This is a genomic window from Sodalinema gerasimenkoae IPPAS B-353 (genome assembly GCF_009846485.1).
Taxonomy (GTDB): Bacteria; Cyanobacteriota; Cyanobacteriia; order Cyanobacteriales; family Geitlerinemataceae; genus Sodalinema; species Sodalinema gerasimenkoae.
In genome coordinates this window covers 2,950,992-2,970,250 of the sequence record NZ_ML776472.1, presented here as the reverse complement: position 1 = coordinate 2,970,250, position 19,259 = coordinate 2,950,992, and the positions used below count along the sequence as shown (strand labels likewise).

The 19,259-nt window shown below is 53.3% G+C and carries 13 protein-coding genes; 6 read left to right on the top strand and 7 right to left on the bottom strand.

What is annotated here, in order from left to right; translation table 11 throughout:
- Positions 1-209: 209 nt before the first annotated feature.
- Positions 210-2,852, bottom strand: coding sequence for a DEAD/DEAH box helicase (locus tag L855_RS12915; RefSeq protein WP_159788631.1), 2,643 nt, complete (start codon positions 2,850-2,852; stop codon positions 210-212).
- A gap of 364 nt (positions 2,853-3,216) precedes the next feature.
- Here L855_RS12915 and L855_RS12910 point away from each other — a divergent pair, with 364 nt between their 5' ends.
- The 3 genes from L855_RS12910 to folE all read left to right on the top strand — a co-directional run bounded on the left by L855_RS12910 (position 3,217) and on the right by folE (position 5,566).
- On the top strand, positions 3,217-3,717 hold the full coding sequence (locus L855_RS12910) for a 6-pyruvoyl trahydropterin synthase family protein (RefSeq protein WP_343039279.1): 501 nt from the start codon (positions 3,217-3,219) through the stop codon (positions 3,715-3,717).
- 128 nt (positions 3,718-3,845) lie between these two features.
- Positions 3,846-4,319 (top strand): SufE family protein, encoded by a 474-nt coding sequence (locus tag L855_RS12905; RefSeq protein WP_159788627.1) that lies wholly within the window; start codon positions 3,846-3,848, stop codon positions 4,317-4,319.
- A 596-nt stretch (positions 4,320-4,915) separates the two neighbouring features.
- Positions 4,916-5,566 carry a GTP cyclohydrolase I FolE gene (folE, locus tag L855_RS12900; RefSeq protein WP_159788625.1) on the top strand — a complete coding sequence of 217 codons (651 nt, stop codon included), beginning with the start codon at positions 4,916-4,918 and terminating at the stop codon, positions 5,564-5,566.
- Positions 5,567-5,667: 101 nt separating this feature from the next.
- Here the strand turns inward: folE and L855_RS12895 are convergent, their stop codons facing one another.
- Positions 5,668-6,480 (bottom strand): MORN repeat-containing protein, encoded by an 813-nt coding sequence (locus L855_RS12895; RefSeq protein WP_159788623.1) that lies wholly within the window; start codon positions 6,478-6,480, stop codon positions 5,668-5,670.
- A 35-nt stretch (positions 6,481-6,515) separates the two neighbouring features.
- Complete coding sequence (locus L855_RS12890; RefSeq protein ID WP_159788621.1) at positions 6,516-7,496, bottom strand: hypothetical protein; 981 nt, start codon at positions 7,494-7,496, stop codon at positions 6,516-6,518.
- Between the two features lie 79 nt (positions 7,497-7,575).
- On the opposite strand from L855_RS12890, the gene ispE reads away from it, so the two are divergent.
- Positions 7,576-8,517 (top strand): 4-(cytidine 5'-diphospho)-2-C-methyl-D-erythritol kinase, encoded by a 942-nt coding sequence (ispE, locus tag L855_RS12885; RefSeq protein WP_159788619.1) that lies wholly within the window; start codon positions 7,576-7,578, stop codon positions 8,515-8,517.
- Positions 8,518-8,656: 139 nt separating this feature from the next.
- Here ispE and tftA read toward each other — a convergent pair whose 3' ends face one another.
- Positions 8,657-10,003, bottom strand: coding sequence for a hormogonium tapered terminus morphoprotein TftA (gene tftA, locus L855_RS12880; RefSeq protein ID WP_159791098.1), 1,347 nt, complete (start codon positions 10,001-10,003; stop codon positions 8,657-8,659).
- A 213-nt stretch (positions 10,004-10,216) separates the two neighbouring features.
- On the opposite strand from tftA, the gene L855_RS12875 reads away from it, so the two are divergent.
- Positions 10,217-11,776, top strand: coding sequence for an ArnT family glycosyltransferase (locus L855_RS12875; protein ID WP_159788617.1), 1,560 nt, complete (start codon positions 10,217-10,219; stop codon positions 11,774-11,776).
- Between the two features lie 64 nt (positions 11,777-11,840).
- Here L855_RS12875 and L855_RS12870 read toward each other — a convergent pair whose 3' ends face one another.
- The 3 genes from L855_RS12870 to L855_RS12860 form a co-directional block, all read right to left on the bottom strand.
- Positions 11,841-14,633, bottom strand: a complete 2,793-nt coding sequence (locus L855_RS12870) for a beta strand repeat-containing protein (RefSeq protein WP_159788615.1) — start codon at positions 14,631-14,633, stop codon at positions 11,841-11,843.
- 705 nt (positions 14,634-15,338) lie between these two features.
- Positions 15,339-16,739 carry an AMP-binding protein gene (locus L855_RS12865; protein WP_159788613.1) on the bottom strand — a complete coding sequence of 467 codons (1,401 nt, stop codon included), beginning with the start codon at positions 16,737-16,739 and terminating at the stop codon, positions 15,339-15,341.
- A 2-nt stretch (positions 16,740-16,741) separates the two neighbouring features.
- Complete coding sequence (locus L855_RS12860) at positions 16,742-17,824, bottom strand: thiamine phosphate synthase (RefSeq protein WP_246199529.1); 1,083 nt, start codon at positions 17,822-17,824, stop codon at positions 16,742-16,744.
- A 135-nt stretch (positions 17,825-17,959) separates the two neighbouring features.
- Here L855_RS12860 and L855_RS12855 point away from each other — a divergent pair, with 135 nt between their 5' ends.
- Positions 17,960-19,201 carry a DUF1565 domain-containing protein gene (locus L855_RS12855; RefSeq protein ID WP_159788611.1) on the top strand — a complete coding sequence of 414 codons (1,242 nt, stop codon included), beginning with the start codon at positions 17,960-17,962 and terminating at the stop codon, positions 19,199-19,201.
- The last annotated feature ends 58 nt before the right edge of the window (positions 19,202-19,259 follow it).

The window sequence follows — 19,259 nt, the reverse complement described above, 5'->3', positions numbered from 1 at the left end:
CTATCGCTCACCGACCGCAGTTCGGCTATCGCTCACCGACCGCAGTTCGGCTATCGCTCACCGACCGCAGTTCGACTATCGCTCACCGGCCATAACGGTACGCCCCTACCTCTTTCCCCTCTTGGGAGGGGTGCCCGGAGGGCGGGGTGGGTTCTGCCTAATGCCTATTGCCTTCTCCCCCCTGTTCCCTGTTCCCTTTTCCCTCCCCCCTAAACCTCATCCCGGACAGGGAAGCGATTAATCAACTCACTCGCATCCCAAGCCAAGCGGCGAATCTCCGGGCTGGCATGGGGAATATGGGGAATTTGCGAGAGAAAATCGAGGGTTCGTCGTAGGATACGGACAATATCCCCCTCATCCAGACTGGTATTCTCACAAAGCTCCGTCCAGTCCACCCCATAGGCCCAATATTCCACCAAGCCCAGGGCATCCCATTCCAGCCAAACCGGAAACGCCACCTGATACCGCCATTGAACCTGAATGACTTTGCGGCGTAATCCCCGTAAGGTTCCGAGGGCTTCTTCGACTTCCGGAGTAATGCTGTAACGAGTCCAAGTATCCGATCGCACCTCCATTACCAGGGCAGCACAAGCAGCCGCGAACTGTTCTGGGGTCAGGGAATCAAACTCTCCGCTGGTGATGGCTAAACCTAACCATAACTCGTTGTCCCCACGCACAGCGGCAATAGACTCTCCTAATTGGGTCGGTTTCATGGAGAGGCCATCTAAACACTCAAACTCGATCAGAATATCAATTAGATCGAGGAACGCCTCCCAGTGACGGGCCAGATTGACGCGGATACTGTCTTCTCGTTCCTGTCGTTGCCGTTGCAGGCGGGCCAACCGCTTGGACCGTTTAATCAACGTGCCAGGATTGCCAAATTGGTTTAGGGGATGCCGTTCGAGTTCGGCGGTAATGTCTGCCACCCGTTCCTGCCATTCTTGGACTTCTGGGGGGATGTCTGGGGCAGCTAGGGGGGGAATCTGTTGGGCGACGGACTGAGTTTCTGGGCTGCCGTTGCGGGTTTGTCCCGGTTTTGGGGGCATCTCTGGGGGAGGCGTCAGAGAATCAACGTCCTCCAGACGGGGAATTTCGCCTCGCAAACTGACCACATCTTTGGTGGTGATGATATACCAACGGTTGTTCGCCCCTAAACAGACGAGATAGGGAGCTTTGCCGGGGCCGGGCAGTTTATTGACTAATACGGCGTTGAGGGGCCCAGAAACGGGGACGTTGGGACCTTTGAGTTGTAGGATGCTCCCGGCAACGGCAAATTGCAGGGCGAGGGTGAGAGATTTGCTCTGAACGTCTCCGGCCTGTTGTTGCAGGGTTTTGAGGATGCGGCGCTCTTCTTTGAGCCGTTCTTGCAGTTTTTCGTAACTACTGAGATGCTCTGGATCAACTTGCTCAAATTTACTTTGGGCGGCGGTGATTTCGGCATCGAGGTCTCGCAGGACCTGTTGTTGGGGACGTAGGCTTAGGCCGGCGAGATATTGCCCGAAGCTGCGTTCGATGAGTTCTTTAGCTTCATCGAGGCTGTGGGTTTGCAGCAGGTTTAAGACCATCCCATAGTTGGGGGTAAATTGGCTCACCAGGGGGTCTGCTTTGGAGGTGGCCAGGTTGGCGGCTTCGATCGCCCCTTCAAAGGGCGTATCGAGGGTCACCACATAGCCCTGTTCGTCCATTCCCCGCCGTCCGGCTCGCCCGGCCATTTGGAGGAACTCGGAGGCCGTCAGGAGACGATGACCGCGATCGGTGCGTTTGGACAGGCTGGAGATGACGGTGGTTCGGGCGGGCATATTAATCCCGGCGGCCAGAGTTTCGGTGGCGAAGACGACTTTGATGAGTCCCCGTTGAAAGAGTTGTTCAACAAGGGATTTCCAGGCCGGTAAGATGCCGGCATGATGGGCGGCGATGCCCCGATAGAGGGGTTCAACTTGTCCCTCTCGGCCTGCATCGGGGTTTTGTCGCAGGAACTCGTCAATGGTCTGTTTGAGTTGGGCGGCTTCGTCGTCGTTGACGAGGCTGAGGTTGCCGATATCGTTGACGGAGCGATCGCAGCCCCGCCGACTGAAAATAAAGTAAATGGCCGGTAACATCTCCCGTTTGCGCAGTTGAGAGACGACGTAGCTAATGGCCAGTCCGTCGCGACGACTGCGGCGGTTGTTTTTGCTGCCCCGACGAGGCTTGAGACGAGCGTTGAGCCGTTGGTTTTCGCTGTCGAGAAGGGGGAAAACGCCTTTGCGGTTACAGAAGAGGAATTGTAGGGGGACAGGGCGATGTTCGGAATAGATGCGTTCGGTGGGGCCGTGAACTTGGCTAATCCAATCGGTGAGCTGGTCGCTGTTGGCGACGGTGGCGGATAGGCCCACCAGTTGGATTTCCGGGGGACAGTAGATAATGGATTCTTCCCAGACAGTTCCCCGTTGGCGATCGTTCATGTAGTGACATTCGTCGAGAACGACGGTTTGCACCCCCTGAATGGAGGTTCCCACTTCGCCGATGCGGGTTCCGTAGAGCATATTACGGAAGATCTCGGTAGTCATGACGATGATGGGGGCATCGCGATTGAAGGAGAGATCCCCCGTGAGGAGTCCGACGTTGTTGGGCCCGAATTGCTCTTGGAAGTCTCGTAGTTTTTGGTTAGAGAGGGCTTTGAGGGGGGTGGTGTAGAAGACTCGTTGCTCGTTGGCCAGGGCCCGGTAAATGGCGTATTCGCCGATGAGGGTTTTTCCGGAACCGGTGGGGGCGCAAACAATGGTCGATTTGCCGGCGTTGAGGGCAGCGATGGCGTCTTGTTGAAAGTCGTCGAGAGGAAAGGGAAAAAGCTGGTTAAGGTCGAGATCGGACATGATGGGGGGTATGACTCGGAAACAGGGGAGCGGCGAGATCGAGCAAATCTGAGGACGACCTTAGGCAGAGGGTTGGCAGATTGGGGCGATCGCCCACCCAAATCATAACGCCGCCTGTTCCCCTGCGATCACTTGCTGCGCTCACAGGGTCTATCGCGTTAAGCTGATTGTGGGGGATCATCCCGACCAATCCGTCTAACCTTAGACGGGGAGGTGACAGGGCGAAAGCTCCCAGGGATAGACTCTGGGGCGATGGCTCAGTCTTGGGATGGTGGGCGATCGCCCATGAAAAACCCCGAACCCGAGAATTTCTCTTCCCCGAATTCCCGGCCCCGTGAGATAATGTTGAGTAAAGTTTTGTATCTTGTCCGACAAGCTTAGAATTTATACCATGCAAGCCCGTCTGACCGTCAATACCTATTTCAGCGCGGCCCATCGCCTGGCTCGCCCGGACTTAGACTATACAACCAATTGTGGGGTCTATGGCAAATGTGCCCGTCCTCATGGTCATGGTCATAACTACCATCTGGATGTGACGGTTCGCGGCGAGGTGAATCCTCGAACGGGGATGGTTGTGGAGTTGGGGGCGTTACGTCATCTGATTCAAGAGGTGGTGATTGAACCCCTAGATCATCGATTCCTCAATAAAGATATTCCCCATTTTGAGACGGTGGTTCCCACCGCTGAGAATATCGCCATTTATATCCGAGATTTGCTGCTGCACCCTTTGCAGGAGCTGGGATTGAGCTTGGATAAGTTACGCCTGTATGAAAGTCCCAACAACTCCTGTGAACTCTATGGAACCATGGGGGGCGATCGCCAGAAAACTTCCACTCAGGAGAAAACCAAGCTGCTTCTAGTTTGAGGTCTTGCAATCCTGAATCGCCCATTGTTCTAGAGGGCTGTTCCCTATCTCAACTTAGGTGTTGAGTGTCCCGGATTCGCGCTTGACCTCTGTTTTTAACGCTAATAGCATCTTTCGAAGACTTGACGATGACGACTCCTCAACTTCCCCCAGAACTTGACAAAATGGTTCGACGCTTCCAACGAGCCTCTGACCCAAAACGGCGTTATGAGCAACTCCTCTGGTTAGCCAAGAAGCTTCCTGAGATGCCCGAAGCGGAGAAGATTCCCGAAAACAAGGTTCAGGGTTGTGTCTCTCAGGTTTACGTCACCGCATATCTTGATGACGTGGGCAACGTCCACTTCAACGGCGATTCCGATGCCCAGTTGACGAAGGGACTTCTGGCCTTCCTGATTCGTGGGACGGAAGGACTCAGCCCCATCGAGATTGTTAAGTTGGCTCCAGACTTCATTCAAGACACTGGCTTGCAAGCCAGTTTAACGCCATCGCGAGCCAATGGGTTTTACAACATTTTCAAAACCATGAAACAAAAAGCTTTGCTTCTGGCTCCCGCTGAAGATAATTTTGATGCTCTCGATAGTAAAAGTGCTGGAGCGGGGTAAGGCTTAGGGTCTGAGGTTGCCAGTTGTAACCCTACAGAGTATTTAGTCACAATCTCGGCGATCGCCTAAAAAAGATGTTAGAATTATCAAGGTGATTTACGGTGATGTTCTGTTGTCATGGGTTTTCAAAATCGGGTTTTGATGCGCCACGGCAACTTTAGCCAATCTAACCAAACCTCTTGAAAAACCCAACGAAATCGGGACTGGACTTGTCGTTGACTATGCTTTCAAAACCGTGTTTTTTCCGTGCGATCGCCCCTGCTGATGAGGGGAACGTCCCCCAAGTTGTAACGGATAGATTGCCCCTCCAACGCGGTATTCAGAGCAAGCAAAAAAATTTAACACCAGGTTTCACAAAACTTAGTTAACACCCAGCAGTCCACCCCCTGCGGTCGCAGCGTGGTGACCCTCTAATCTGCCAATTTACGGTTAATCTCCGTTGCAGATTCCCCCGCGTTTTTGGAGAAACATCTATGTTTCCTAGATTCAATAGCAGTTAATGCCCCGCCGTCCTGAGCAATGCTTTTTTTTGCCGCCTTGCTGAGAATGAATCTAATTTCCGACCTTCTAAATAGCTACTGATTTTCAACAGCCTAATGACACTATCCAATTCCTCTGAACTTATCGGTACAGATCGACTTGAAAAACAACTCGAAACCAACGGACATAGCACCGTTTCCGATCAGGAAATGCGCAAGTCCATTCGCAGTCTCTTAACCGAACTCGGGGAAGATCCCGATCGCGAAGGACTGCGGGACACCCCCAAACGGGTCAGCAAAGCCTGGCAATTCCTCACCTCAGGGTATGACCAATCCATGGAGGAACTGCTGAACGGCGCCATCTTTAACGAGAACTCCCACGAAATGGTGTTGGTGCGTGACATCACCCTCTTCAGCACCTGTGAACATCACATGCTGCCAATTATCGGCCATGCTCATGTCGCCTACATTCCTAACGGGAAGGTCATTGGCCTGTCTAAGATTGCCCGCATTTGCGAAATGTTTGCCCGTCGTCTTCAGGTTCAAGAGCGTCTGACAGGACAAGTCGCCGACGCCTTACAAGAAGTCCTCAAACCTCAAGGGGTGGCCGTAGTCATCGAAGCCACTCATATGTGCATGGTCATGCGTGGGGTGCAAAAACCCGGTTCTTGGACCACCACCAGTGCCATGCGGGGTGTGTTTGCTGACGACGCACGCACCCGCCAAGAGTTCATGGGGTTAATTCGCCACAGCCCTCAATTCCACTAAATTCAGCCGCTGTCCCCCCCTCCCAGGCCATCTCTTGGGGAGGGGGAGACCCAGTTGAGAGGTTTCCCCAGACTCCTGCGTTAACTCACAGGGGTAGGATTCTAATCGTAGCCACTAAAACTCACCGGCTGACCCGAGCGGAAGGCTCCCACGACCTGCCGTCCATCGGGAAACGTCATCCGTCCCGTACCGTGGGGTCGTCCTTGTCGAAGTTCCCCCACATAGCGACGACCATCCCCATAGGTACAGGTGGCATTATTGGCATCAAAGTCGTTAGTAAAGAAATATCCCGTGCAGGTTGTTCCCGTTGAATGACGGAATGTCCCTCGTCCAAAGGGTGTGCCAGCAAAAAATTCCCCTTGGAAGCGGTTACCATTTGAGAAAATATATTCCCCATCCCCATCGGGTTGACTGACAAAAAATACCCGTTCAATGTCTTGGGTATCTAAAATCATCTCGCCCCTGGTGGTTCTACGACCTGTAGGAACCAAATCTGTGACCGTTTCCGTCCGAGAAACCCCGCCAAAGCTGCCTTGGTAGCGATCGCCATTAGTATAAAACGCCGTACCTTCGCGGATAGACCCCTCTACAAAGCGCCCTTCATAGCGCGCATCGTCCGGGAGAATTAAGCGGCCTCGACCATGGGGCAACCCGTTTCTAAACTCCCCTTCATAGCGAGTTCCATCACCCAGGGTATAAATTCCCCGTCCATTGGGCAGAAAGTCACTGAACGAGCCAATGTAACTGCGCCCCTCTCCATAGTTGCAGCGGCCATAGCCAACCCCTGAATCCAAGAGGGAAGCCGGAGAACATTGAGGATTGCGGAGATCCTGAGCCAGACCTGGATGAGGGGAGATCTCAAACCCAAAGCCTAGACCCAATAATGAGGCAACAAGGATAGCGTATTTTTTCATGATCCAATTGACACTCCCAACAAAACACAGACGAGCTAACGTTGACTAATTAAGTTCGCCATATCGTTCTCATCAGGGACGATTCCTGGCTCTCCGATGCCACGGGCAACCTCAACCCCGTTTTGCTCTAGAATCACCAGAGGCTCTCCCTGTAACCGTTCGACACGCACAACGCGGACCTCCCCATTGGCCACGGTGTCGCCCACTCGCACATAACGACTAAATGCAGAACCCGGAGTTTGTAGAATAATTTGGATATCTCCCCCAACCTGCATGACCCCAGTCACCTGAGTGCCTTGAGCCAAATCGATCGCCGGTGGTGGTGGGGCAGCCGGTGCCGCTTCGGGGGTGTCCACTTCCTCGGGCCCCTCTAAAATGGCAAGCTCCTCCTCATCGAGTTCATCAAACTCAATGCTACGGGAAGGACGCAAACGAGGAATCGCAAATTCCTGAGCATCAACACTGGGAAGGGGGGTAGCCGTCTGCCCCGTCAGGGGGGGCAACGGAGGACCAGCCGTAATGCCATCAGTCCGAGCCACGGCGTCACCATTTCCCGTCGCAACAGCGTCACCATTGGCGGCTGCTGTTCCCGGTGCAGCGGCTGTTCCCGGTGCTGTTCCCGGTGCGGGTTCCCCAGTGACCTCTCGGGTTATGGTTTCCGCCTGTCGTTGACTGCGAGAAACTTCCACCGGCAACACCCCAAAGGGGTCGCCATTGTCATCGCGAGCAGCATCTAAGTTACGTTGCGCCTGGCGGCTGCGCTCCTGAGGATTGGTTGAGGAGATTAGACCAGTTGGGGCCGCCGTCACCACATCATTTTCTTCAATGACGGGGGATTCAAAGGGTTCCGCCTCAGGGATCTCATCTTCTCCATTGGCCGGCGCATCCATCGGAGCTTGTTCTGCCACCGGAACCTCACCCGGTTCAGGGGCACTGAAGTCTTGTTCGTCGGGACCGCAGGCCCCTAGCACCATGGCTAGGACTAAACCCAAAGCTGTAAATCGATGTTGACGCATGGCCATCTCCCCAAAATCCTCCTTCTAGGATAGCTTGATCAATGGTAATTGTGGTTCTATCCACTGTTGAGCCAAACTCATGGAACGTTGCACCCTCTCCGCCCCTGCCAAGATTAACCTATATTTAGAGATTATCGGCGATCGCCCCGATGGCTATCACGAGTTGGCCATGATCATGCAGAGTGTGGCCCTGTGCGATCGCCTTCAGGTACGGGCCAACGGAGTCGAACCGTTCCGACTCCGCTGTGATGCGCCGGGAGTTCCGAGCGATCGCAGCAACTTGGCACTCCGGGCCGCTGAGTTAATGGCTCAGACCTATCCTGATACTTATCATACTCTGGGCGGGGTGGATATTCATCTCGATAAGGTGATTCCCATTGCAGCTGGACTCGCAGGGGGGTCTACGGATGCCGCCGCCGTCCTCGTGGGGTTAGATCTTCTCTGGAAGCAAGGACTCACTCAGCCAGAACTTTGGGATTTAGGGGCTGAGTTAGGTTCAGATGTCCCCTTCTGTATTAGTGGCGGAACCGCGCTGGCCAGTGGTCGCGGTGAAGAGATTACGCCGCTTCCGAGCATGGAGGGGGTGTCAGTGGTCTTAGCGAAATATCATAGTCTCGCCATCTCGACCCCCTGGGCCTACAAAACCTTCCGGGAGCGATTCTCCCATACCTACGCCACCGGGGACGACGCACAGGCACAACGCCGTGATTCTCTCCATGCGGGGCCGATGATGTCCGCGTTGCTCAACCGGGATAAGCGAGAAATTGGTCGCCTACTCTACAACGATTTGGAAAAGGTGGTTTTACCGGAGTTTCCCTCAGTGGCTAACCTCCGTCAGGTGATGTCCCAGGGGGATGTTCTCGGGGCCATGATGTCCGGTTCTGGTCCGACGGTGTTTGCGCTCACGGAAACCCCGGAACAAGCACAGGCTCTTTGTGACCAGGTTAGACGGGAGATTCCTGATGAGGATTTGGGGTTGTGGGTGACGGAATTTTGCCCCACGGGAATTGTGGCTAGTTAATAGGTAAGAGAAGGGAACAGGGGGGAGAAGAAGGCAATAGGCAGTAGGCAGTAGGCAGAACCCACCCCTGCCCCTCCCAGGAGGGGAAAGACAAGGGCGCTCTTAGGCAAGTTAGCAATAGGGGGGCCTTTTCTTGTTGCTATAGAATGCCGGCGGATTCGTAGAGTTGGCGGAGAATGGCGAGGATGCGATCGCCGTAATTGCTGTCTGAAGTCCAGCGGCCGGAGAGTTGTTGAACTAAGGGGGCGATGCCTCGGGAGATGAAGCGAAATCGGGGGTCAACGACGTCTAAGACAAGGGGATCGACACTTCCATAGGCTTTCAAATGCTGGACGTGAGCGCGTACTCCAACTCGGGCTGAGGAGAAACTGGCTCCCCCTGAACTTCCGGCGGCGTCGCCGAGTCCGGCGAAGTTGTTTTGACTGGCCCGAATACCACGACCAAACCGGAGGAAATCTGTTTCTAAACACATTTGCGCGAAGGCAATATCGCTGTTAACTCCCTCGATACTGGCTTCTTCTCGATAAAGTTTGGCTAGGTCAGGAAACTGATTTAGAGCACTAGAGTTGTCATTTTTTAGGAACACTTGCATTTGAGTTTCGGTGGTGTTGCCAATTCCCATAATGCGGTCAACATGTCCTGGACAAATGGGGATGGCTGACCGCAACACAACGGCTCGGTCATCGTTGTTCCACCCAACGGAAATATTGAACTCTCGTAAATCAATGGCTTTCACATAAACCACATTTCGATAATAAACCCGCCGTACAAATTCGTTATTACTTAAATTGACCCCTAAGGCATCGGCTAGGTCGATGGGAATGTAGGAATTTCCATTAATAATAATTCCTGGTTCCCCGTAGCGTTGACCGTTGATACGAATGTTGATGGTGGGGTAGGTAACATCGGGGGGCGGCAGTTCTGGGGCACGATTCACCCAAGCCAGTAAGCCATCGGCTAAGCCAGCAGCGATCGCCGGCCGTCGGTTTTGGATGAGACTGCGATCGGTGGGATTGGTGAGAAAGCCAATCTCAATATAGAGGGAGGGAACCGCGACGGCTCGGCAAAACATTAGACTCCCTGTGGCGGTGCTAGAGTCAGGACGGGCCCCCCGGTTGGAAAATTGGGGAACCTGCTGGAGTAAACTTCTCAGGAGTCGTTCGGCTTCTAGACGGCGTTCGTTGTTGTTGGTGATGTAATACACCGTTGTGCCTCGGGCCTCGGGATTGAGGGCGGCGTTGGTGTGTAGTTGAATCGCCACATCATTGGCCTGGGCGCGATTATTAATCCAGGTGATGGTTTGTTCTTGGTTAAGGTCATCCGGGATAGACAGGGCCGTGACTTTACGAGCTTGTAGGGCACTCAGGAGGCGATCGCGCAGTAGAATCATCTCCTGGGCTTCGGTTGTGCCACCAGCAATAGCGCCTGGGTCGGTCTGCCCATCTTCATAGCCTCCATGGCCAGCGGATACAAATACTCGTCTCATGCGATCGCCTCGATTCTTGAACACCACAACTGTTGCTGTTTTACCATATTTTGGCAACCCACTCCCTCTCCAGTTTTCGATTCTTACAGTATAATTAGGGAGTTCTTTGGCTGTAACAGGTTGAGAGTGGCGTCCTTTTGAGCATCAGAGGTTCAGCGAAAACTCACTCTATTTTTCACATGTTTGTTTTATACTTTCACCTCTTAAGATGTCATGAATCAACGAATCTATTTTCGTGGAATACAACAAAATAAAGATATCTTACTAATGACGGCGATCGCTATCATTTCCCTGTTACTTCGTCTGCCATTTTTTTTTAGAGATGTCATCGATTGGGATGAAAGTACATTTATTCTCATGGGACAATCCATCTTAGATGGGCATCTTCCCTATACTCAGCTTTGGGATATAAAACCTCCCCTTGCCTTTTTTGCCTATGCTGGTTTTATTTTGCTTCTTGGAAAAAGCATTATTTCTATCCGCATGGCAGGAACAGTTTGTGTTATTTTAATCGCCTTTTTTGTTTACTTTTCTGGGAAAAAAGTTGCAAATCGTTCCAGTGCCTTTTTGGCGGCGATCGCTACCTCTATGGGGATTAGTTTGCTGGGGAGTGGTCAAGCAACAATGACGGAACATGTTGCACTTGTTCCCTTAACTGCTGCTTTAGCCCTTATTTTTTGTTACAACAAAATCCCTGACTTAAAACTCACATTTCTAATTTCTATTCTACTAACGACTGCTGCCTTTATTCGCTTAAATCTGGGCTATACCGTCATTATTATTGGGTGCTATCTGGTTGTGCGACAGAGTCCCCAATGGCGCAAATTCCTGAATCATGCTTTAGTCTATACTCTAGGATGTTTGCTTGTCATTTTTCTGACCTATCTCCCCTATTTGATAACAGAAAATAGTCAACTATGGTGGACGTCAGTAATTGTTGCACCTTTGCAATACTCGATGGATGATTCAACTCTTCTTGAATCGTCAAGGCGTTTAATGATGGGTTTATTTAATAGAAGTAGACAACGACTCACGTTGGGAGTTTATCTCTTGATATGGATCGGAGGATTTTTAGGCATTATCGCTGCATTTCTGCCGAGAAACCGTCACAATTCACCGAGTTTTTTTCAGGCTGCTTCCCTAACTCTAATTACCGTAAGTGTTAGTTTGTCGATTTTGCGAAGTGGGGCAACTTTTCAACATTACCTAATTCAGGTTATCCCCTTTTTAGGGCTGGGAACTGCAATATTATGGCAGAAACTATCAAAGCCTCGCCTCTTACAACAGTTTGTTTCTGTTTTCGTCTTGTTCGTACTCTTGAGTTCCCTAACGCCTATTATAAGTGAATATCGATCTGTGGGAGGCCGTCTTAGGGATGGGGGTACTCTCCAGATGGGACGATCCTATGAAATTGCAGCCTATTTTCGGGAGAATCAGGCTGAAAATGAACCCATTTATATGATGGTAGATCATCTCGTTTATTGGTGGATTGATTCTCAACCGTTAACGCCTATAACAACTCATCCATCTAATCTGTCACGAGGCTATCTTTTAGAGCTTGTTAATGGCCCTGGAAGTTCTCCAGAGTCGGAACTGGCTAAAATCTTTTCTGCCGAACCGAAGTTTGTTGTCAAGAAGATGGTTGTTAACTATTTATTATCAGAAGGGATGCAGGATGCCCAGGATTTTTTAGATCAACAGCTTGCAAATCACTATGAAAAAACAGCTCAAATTCTCGGTCGTTTGATTTACAAGCGAATTGACCGCCCATAATGAGCTTTTGTTGCCCATCAAGATAGTCTTGAACTGCAAAGGTTATACCACCCCAATAGGTGACCTAACGACATTGATCTGCTGAAAACAGAGGAGAGTTAGGTGTCTGTGCGACGAGAGATACCTGGCCATTAGCTGTCATGATCCAAGTGGTTGCTTCCATCAAATCTCCCGTCTCAGACGAGGGGATCTCCTCCCTAGAGTTCAGGGTCGTATCGTGGTTAGCCTCGTCATTGAGCGATCGCCAATCCCGACTATCTCGCCAACCGACCTGGGTGGCTAAACCTAGTTGCGGATCTTCAGGACGACCCCCCCGTCCGGTGATGGTAAAGCGATTGTCTTGTCCCAGGCAATCCTGAACAATTTGCTCGGTGGGGTCGGTGGTGTTCGTCTCCAGTTCCACTAAACCCGCTGTACTATCCGCATCGGGGGTGTTAATTTCCACAATGCCGCTAAACTCAGCCCCCAGGGCCGAGGTGGCCGTGATATCACTTTGATCCGTCTGAAACTCGCGAAACTCCGTGCCAAAAATCCCCTCTGCGGTGATGCTAACCCGACCCCCCCGGCCTTCGAGGGCATTGGCGGTAATATCACTGTTTTCTAAGGCAACGAGGGTCGCCGTCTCCAGGACAATATTGCCCCCATCACGACTCCCGGCGTTGGTACTGATGTTACTGCCGTTGCGAAGTTGGATGGTTTGCGATCGCACCTCGATATTTCCCCCGAGTCCCGCAACCGTCGCCGCATTTAAACTACTCCCTCCTTGCAAGCGAATCTGATTCGCGTCAATGTCTAACAGGCCCGCATTCCCTGTCCCCAAACTGCGAACATCTAAGACCGCACCATCGCGAACCGTCAGGCGATCGCTCGACACCCGTAAGTCACCGCCATTCCCCGTACCAACCAGAGACAAATCTCCCCGTCCCGAGGAGGAGACAAGGATTGTGGGGAGTCCGCTGAGGGGCGATCGCCCAAACACCTCGATCTCCCTAGCATTCACCGTCAGCGTTCCCGCATGACCTGATCCCACCGTTGCCGTTGAGACGATGGCCCCATCCCCAATCTCTAAACGCTCTGTGTTGAGGGTTAAGTCCCCCGAGGGAAAGTCTCCAAACGTTGTCGTGCCTGGGCCACTGGTGACGCTTCCATCGCTAGAGACACCCGTAATCTGCATTGACTCCGCTGCGGTAATGGTGATATTTCCCCCAGGTCCGCCCGGAGCTACCACTCCAAATCCTATCAGTCCACCGGTGTTGGAGGTGACTAAGCCGCCGCCACGATTGATAAAATGACGGGTTTCGATGGTGATATCCCCAGCGGGGCCGCGTCCAAACAGGGAATTATTGAAAATCCCCGTCGGAACCAAGCTATCGGGACGCGTCTCGGAGACTTCAACGCTGTCTCGGGTGTGAATACGAACCTGGCCACTGGGTCCATCCCCGAGGGTTAACGCCGCTACAGCGCCTCCCCGGAACACCCCCAATCGCTGCGCCGAAAGGGTAATATCGCCTCCAGATCCCTGGCTGTTGAGGGTTGTGGCGTTAACAAAGCCAGATCCAGTCAGCGTCACGGTTCCACCGACATCGAGGGTTAAATCTCCTCCAACGCCAGCCCCAAACAGGGGCATAAAGATGACCCCCCCTTCACTGACCGTTAGGTCTCCCGCCGTCGTTAAGGCAATATCGCCGCCAAGGCCGGCTGTGGTGATAGAGAATATCCCACCAATGGTCTCGCTATCGGGTTGTAACTGTCCTGCGGCGGCGACCCCAAGAAGTTGATTAAATGAATCAAAGCCACTACCGCTAAGGGCGATCGCCTCCCTGGCGTTAATACGAATCTGGCCCCCTTGGCCCCCCTCACTCCCCTGGCTGGTCACGAGGCGCGAGGTATCCTCAAGGCTAAATTGTCCAGTTTGAATGTCGATGTTGGGACCATTCTGAGATAGAAGTTCTGAGCCACCATCAAGGTGAACGCTGGTTTGCATCTCAATGGCAATCGCCCCCTGGTTCAGCGACACAATTCGCGACCCCTCGCTCATCCGTAGGCGATCACCCACCAGCCGAATTGCCCCGCCGCCAATGCCTCCCTGCTGACTCAGTTCAATGGTTCCCAACGCCTCAGGATTGAACTGACCGATACGTCCTTGGGCATCCAGTTGGGCGAAACCCCCAGGGGCAAAACTTCCCACTTCTACCGAGAGAGGCGATCGCGCCTGGCCTCCCTCAAAACGCACCTCTCCTCCCAACAAGGAGAGTTGCAACGCCCCTAATCCCATCGGGATTCCTCCCTCATCTAGGGCCAGGGAGCGATTAACAATGGCCCCTGGGCGATCGCCGAACTGCACCCCCACCGGTGCAGATACTGTTAACAGGGTTGGAGTCTCAGAAGGAGATGCCCCCCACACGCTACCATCAGCAAATTGCAACCCCTCGGCGGTAGTGGCCATAAATAATCCCCCCAGGGAGAGTCGGGCGCTTTCCCCAAATTCAATTCCTTGGGGATTCACCAAAATAAAGCCCGCCCTGCCATTGGCACTGAGATACCCATCGAGTCGTGATATCTCGCCCCCAGTAACGCGGGTGATAATGCGCTCAATGTTGTTAGCGTTGTTGAAGTGAACTTGAAGCTCTTGGGGAATGGAAAATTCCTGAAAACTGTGAAAGAGATTCCCCCCGGCTTGAGTTCCCCCTTCGACTTGAATCAAACTCCCATCTTGCAAAAGGCGAGAGTTCTCTGGCAAACTCTGATCGGGAATCAGTTGGGCAAAACCAGGGGCGGAGTCTAACAGCAACCCGGACATGATGGCACTCAGGAGTCCGCTAACCATTACTTGGGTACTGATGGGGGAGTTCGGCATGAATGTAGTCCTCGTCAAACCGTGAGTGGATAGGCAGATGGGTGCTGATGGGGACAGTTGCCTAGGGTCTTGTGGTGACTCTCTATCGGTGTCTTGTTTGTGATGACAACTGGTCTGATTTTAGTTTAGACCCAAATTAAGCCGTTGCGGGGTATTTTTTTTAACCACAACCTGGGTTTGGAGCACTTGGTTATCTGTACGGAGGTTTTTAGAATAATTCACGCATTTTTCCTGAAATTCGCGCATTTTTAGGAAAATTCAGGATTGAGGTTAACCCGCCAAGATGGATAAGAAAGTCTCCCCTGTATCCTGTAAGGGGAACCACAAAGTCACAGAGGACACGGAGTTAGAAGGGGGGATGGTGATTGCAATGACGATTGCTCTAGTTATGATGGAACTGGTACAATGCACCATAGTCTAAATGCAAAACATTAAATTTTGGTTTTGGAGAGTTAGAAGATTATGATGTAATCAGTAGGTTTGTTACGAAGAATTGCTCTTCAGGTCAGGGTCTTAACGTTCTATTGACTTGACCGACAACTTAAAATCTTTTGAAATTCCGAAGACTTTTTTCTACCTAAATCAGAGAATTCAACCCCAAAACCACATCCTAATTTTAGAAATCTTCTCAATTTTAAGCGTATGCTCGCAACTGTTGATACTGCGTTTGTTCTCGATTGGCTTGCCGTTTTTGGCTATCTAACCTTACTGATTGTTGCCGTATTTGGGGCCTTGTTTGCCGGTTCCAAACGTTGAAATGAGCCGGTGGACGGCTTCTAGTTCAAGTTTCCCCCGACTGTTGCGGGGAATGCGCTCTGTGGCCAGCCAGCGTTTAGGGTGTTTGTAGGGGGCTAATTGTTGCGATAAGCGCGATCGCCCTTGCGCGAGAATCACCTCCGACGACTCGGCCTCGGCCGGTACATACACCGCCACCACCACCTGTCCCCAGTCTTCATCAGCTACCCCCAGCACACAGACATCCTCAATTCCCGGACAGTCTCGTAATACGGCTTCGACTTCAGGGGGAAACACCTTTTCTCCGCCGCTGATAATCATCTGGCTACCCCGGCCCATAATGTGTAAATAGCCCGCCTCATCCAAGTAGCCATAATCGTCGCTAACCAGTTCCTTCAAGGGAGAGAGATTTTCCCCAAAATCGCCATAATAGCCCCACATAAGGGATTTGGCTTGAATCGTTACCTGACCGATTTCCCCCGGCTTAACGGGTCTGCCCGTGGGGTCAATGACCCGAATTTGACTATGGGGGAGAGGACGACCACTGCTGCTGTTGCCCCCTAAAAACTCCTGGGGCAGTAAGGTGGCAACCTGGGAGGCCGTCTCGGTCATGCCATAGGTTAGGGCGAGGGGGAGAAACTGCGATCGCCCCTGGTGCAAGAGAGCCGGCCAGGGGGGCGCACCTCCTAGCAAAATCCCCGCAAACCGCCGTAACCAGGGAATCATCTCGGGATTGCTCAACAGCCGCTGTAACTGGGTTGGCACTAAGGAGATCCAGAACTGTTCCGGGTTCAGCGGCGGCAACTCCCCCGCTTCTAGCCGTTTATAATCACTCAGAACCAGCCGCCCTCCCGTCACGAGCGATCGCACAACCTGCATTAAGCCACTGACATGAAACAGGGGCAAGGTACAGCAACAATGAATCGCCTGGGCCTGAATATGGTTTTGAAAGCCGAACGCTGAGGCGGTGAGCCGCTCCCAAGTCTGCACCGCAAAACGAATCCGCCCCGAGGTTCCCCCAGTGGCAATCAACAGACTCCCGGCGGGGGGATAGGCGGCCGCCTCTAACCCGGGCCGGGGGGGAATCGGAACCGCTCCCCAGGCCAGCGTATAGTGAACTTGCTCCTGCACCTGTTGCCATTCGCCCCGTCGCCAACGAGGATTTGCCAAAATCACGGCTACCCCTCGTATTTGTGCCGCCAAAACCCCAGCCAAAAATGAGATTGGCTCAGTTTCCGCCAACAGAACCACCACGGGGGGAGACTGCCGATCTAAGTCCTGGAGTTTTTGCGCCAGTTGCCCCTCAACGGCCGCTAAAACAGCCGGTTCTGACTCCGCAAATAGGGCCCGATAGTTCAGCAACTGCTCCACGCCTACCCTTGTTCATCGCGGCGACGCATCCGGTTCACCCAGGCCAACTGGGAGAGGAAATACTGTGTGACGAGAGTCGGTTGTTCCGCTTGCATGAGGGCCCGCACGATCGCCACCCGAGTCGCCCCTCCGTCAAAGACTTCCGGCAGGGTATTCATATCAATGCCACCAATGGCAAACCAGGGAATCGGGCAACGCTCGGCGGCATAGCGAACATAGTCTAAACCGGCGGGGGTTTTGTCCTGTTTGGTGGGGGTAGCATAGACGGGCCCCACTCCCACATAATCGGCTCCTTCGGCTAAGGCCCGGCGCATTTCCTCGGGGCTAGTGGTGGAACGACCGATAATGCGTTGCGCACCCAACAGTTGGCGGGCAAAGGAAATGGGCACATCTTGCTGGCCTAAATGCACCCCGTCGGCTTCAATGGCTAGGGCCAGATCCACGCGATCGTTGAGGATAAACAGGGCCCCATACTCATGGCAGAGATGTTTAAGCTTTTGAGCTGTGTTGAGCCGGGTGACATCATCGGCATCCTTGTCTCGATATTGCACGAGGGTGAGTCCCCCCTGGAGAGCCGCTTCAACCACCTCAAAGAGGCGATCGCTCGGAGAGGTGACCAGATATAGGGAGGCTTGTTTTAATGTTTGCCGCCGTTGATCCGCCAGAAAGTAACTTTCTAGGGTATAAACTTGATAGCGCATCTGTTTACAGGCACGACCGAGATCGGGGTCGTAAAGCTTCCCGTATTCTTCTAGGACTCGTAGAGCTTCTTCGATACGACAGAGGTTTGCCTGTAAGACCTGTTCTACACTCTCTCGTCGTTCTTCGCGAGGGTGAGTGAGGTCAACACCGGGGTCATCAGGGGTATTCCGGGCTGAGCGAAGTTGGGCACTATGCCAGCGGCCGAGTTCCTGACGCATTTGCTTGCAGGTATCGGTCAACTCCGCGTTGTTTAATCCGAAACGACACCATTCCTCAACGATGCGTATCCCTTCCCGAGCGCGATCAAGGTTCGCATCCAGAATCCGGCAGACGGAGATCGGGATGAGGTGGGCGTTGTGATGGGCTTGTCCTTCAAGTGACATCGTCCCCTCAATAACAGTAGGTTCGTTGGTTTCCCGAGGGTTCATCGGCAGTGTTTTTGGGTTGACATAGACTGGAGTGGAGGACATCGACCCGTCGCTAGATGTTACATTGTCTCGCACCTAGGATTTACTTGTATGGGGTTATCATTTGGCCAAGTTGGCGCGTTGGCAGCGGGGGCTGTCACTCTTACACTGGCGAATAGTATCACTATTGAGCCGGCGATCGCCCAATCTGGGATAGCAGTTCCTGGAACTCGGGGAGAATCCTCGCCATCACAGCCGCGATCGTCTCAGGCAACCTTGTTGTTCGTCAACCCCAGTCAGGGACAGGATCAGCCCAATGGTGGCACAGAAGCCAACCCGTTACAAACCATTACCTATGCCCTCAGTCGGGCCCGGACCAATACGGTGATTATGCTCAGTCCCGGAACCTATAGCCGCGCGAGTGGGGAGCAGTTTCCCCTGCGGCTTCGTTCTGGGGTCACGCTTTATGGGAATCCCCAGCAGCAAGGCCAGGGAGTTATCATTCACGGGGGCGATGGTATTGAGACGGCCTATGGCAGTCAACAGGCGGCCCTAGTGGGAGTCGATGGCTCTGGTGTCAATGGGGTGACAGTAAGTTACCCTCAAGGTCATGGAATTTGGCTGGACTCGGGCCGTCTCTGGATTGTCAATAGTACCTTTCGGGATAACGGCAACCAAGGGGTGGCGATCGCACCTCAAGCCGAAGCCCTCTCACAAAATAATCGGTTTGTTAATAACCAGGGCGGCAATATCGGTCGGCTGCGGGCCCCTCAACCCTCTGGCCGCCAGGCCAACAGACCCACCAGAGAGCCAGAGACCGAGGGTCATGATGCTGTTGAAGTCTTATCTTGGGGCAACGCCAGCGCCTTCGCCATGCGACAGCGATCGCCCTCCCCGGACGGTTCCAAGCCTCAGGTTCCCCAACTGGCCCATCGTCCCAGTCCCAGCTATCAGCCGCCAACCCCCTCGCGCCCGATTCCCTCAGCCGGGGATTTGCCATCCCTGCCAGTGCCTGACGGCAATCCTCCCGTTGGCGATCGCGGTCATCTCCCCCTCCCCGCCACCTCCGCCCTATCCAACGCCGCTGGTGCGCCTCCGCCACCTCCCACCTACGCCAGCGCCAACATCCCCCCAACCCGTCTACAATTCCGCATCACCGTCATCCCCCGCAACAACAGTGACTTGCAACTGGTACAGGTCTTAATGCCCGACGCCCTCACCCTACGCCGCCGCGATGGTAGCATCACCCAATCCGCCGCCTTCCGCCACCGCAATCAGGCCGAAGCTGTCCTCGCTGAACTCCAACGCAACGGACTCAGCGCCTCTCTCCAATCCCTAGACGTCAACAACTGACAACAAACACAGAGGAACCACTAAAGACGCCCCCCATCGCCCAGGGCACGCCACTTGC

Bases quoted from the DNA above. Each gene is read 5' to 3' on its own strand.
- L855_RS12890 (WP_159788621.1), bottom strand. From the start codon at position 7,496: ATGCGTCAACATCGATTTACAGCTTTGGGTTTAGTCCTAGCCATGGTG.
- L855_RS12860 (WP_246199529.1), bottom strand. From the start codon at position 17,824: ATGTCACTTGAAGGACAAGCCCATCACAACGCCCACCTCATCCCGATC.
- tftA (WP_159791098.1), bottom strand. From the start codon at position 10,003: ATGAGACGAGTATTTGTATCCGCTGGCCATGGAGGCTATGAAGATGGG.
- L855_RS12875 (WP_159788617.1), top strand. From the start codon at position 10,217: ATGAATCAACGAATCTATTTTCGTGGAATACAACAAAATAAAGATATC.
- L855_RS12870 (WP_159788615.1), bottom strand. From the start codon at position 14,633: ATGCCGAACTCCCCCATCAGTACCCAAGTAATGGTTAGCGGACTCCTG.
- L855_RS12915 (WP_159788631.1), bottom strand. From the start codon at position 2,852: ATGTCCGATCTCGACCTTAACCAGCTTTTTCCCTTTCCTCTCGACGAC.
- ispE (WP_159788619.1), top strand. From the start codon at position 7,576: ATGGAACGTTGCACCCTCTCCGCCCCTGCCAAGATTAACCTATATTTA.
- folE (WP_159788625.1), top strand. From the start codon at position 4,916: ATGACACTATCCAATTCCTCTGAACTTATCGGTACAGATCGACTTGAA.
- L855_RS12895 (WP_159788623.1), bottom strand. From the start codon at position 6,480: ATGAAAAAATACGCTATCCTTGTTGCCTCATTATTGGGTCTAGGCTTT.
- L855_RS12855 (WP_159788611.1), top strand. From the start codon at position 17,960: ATGGGGTTATCATTTGGCCAAGTTGGCGCGTTGGCAGCGGGGGCTGTC.
- L855_RS12905 (WP_159788627.1), top strand. From the start codon at position 3,846: ATGACGACTCCTCAACTTCCCCCAGAACTTGACAAAATGGTTCGACGC.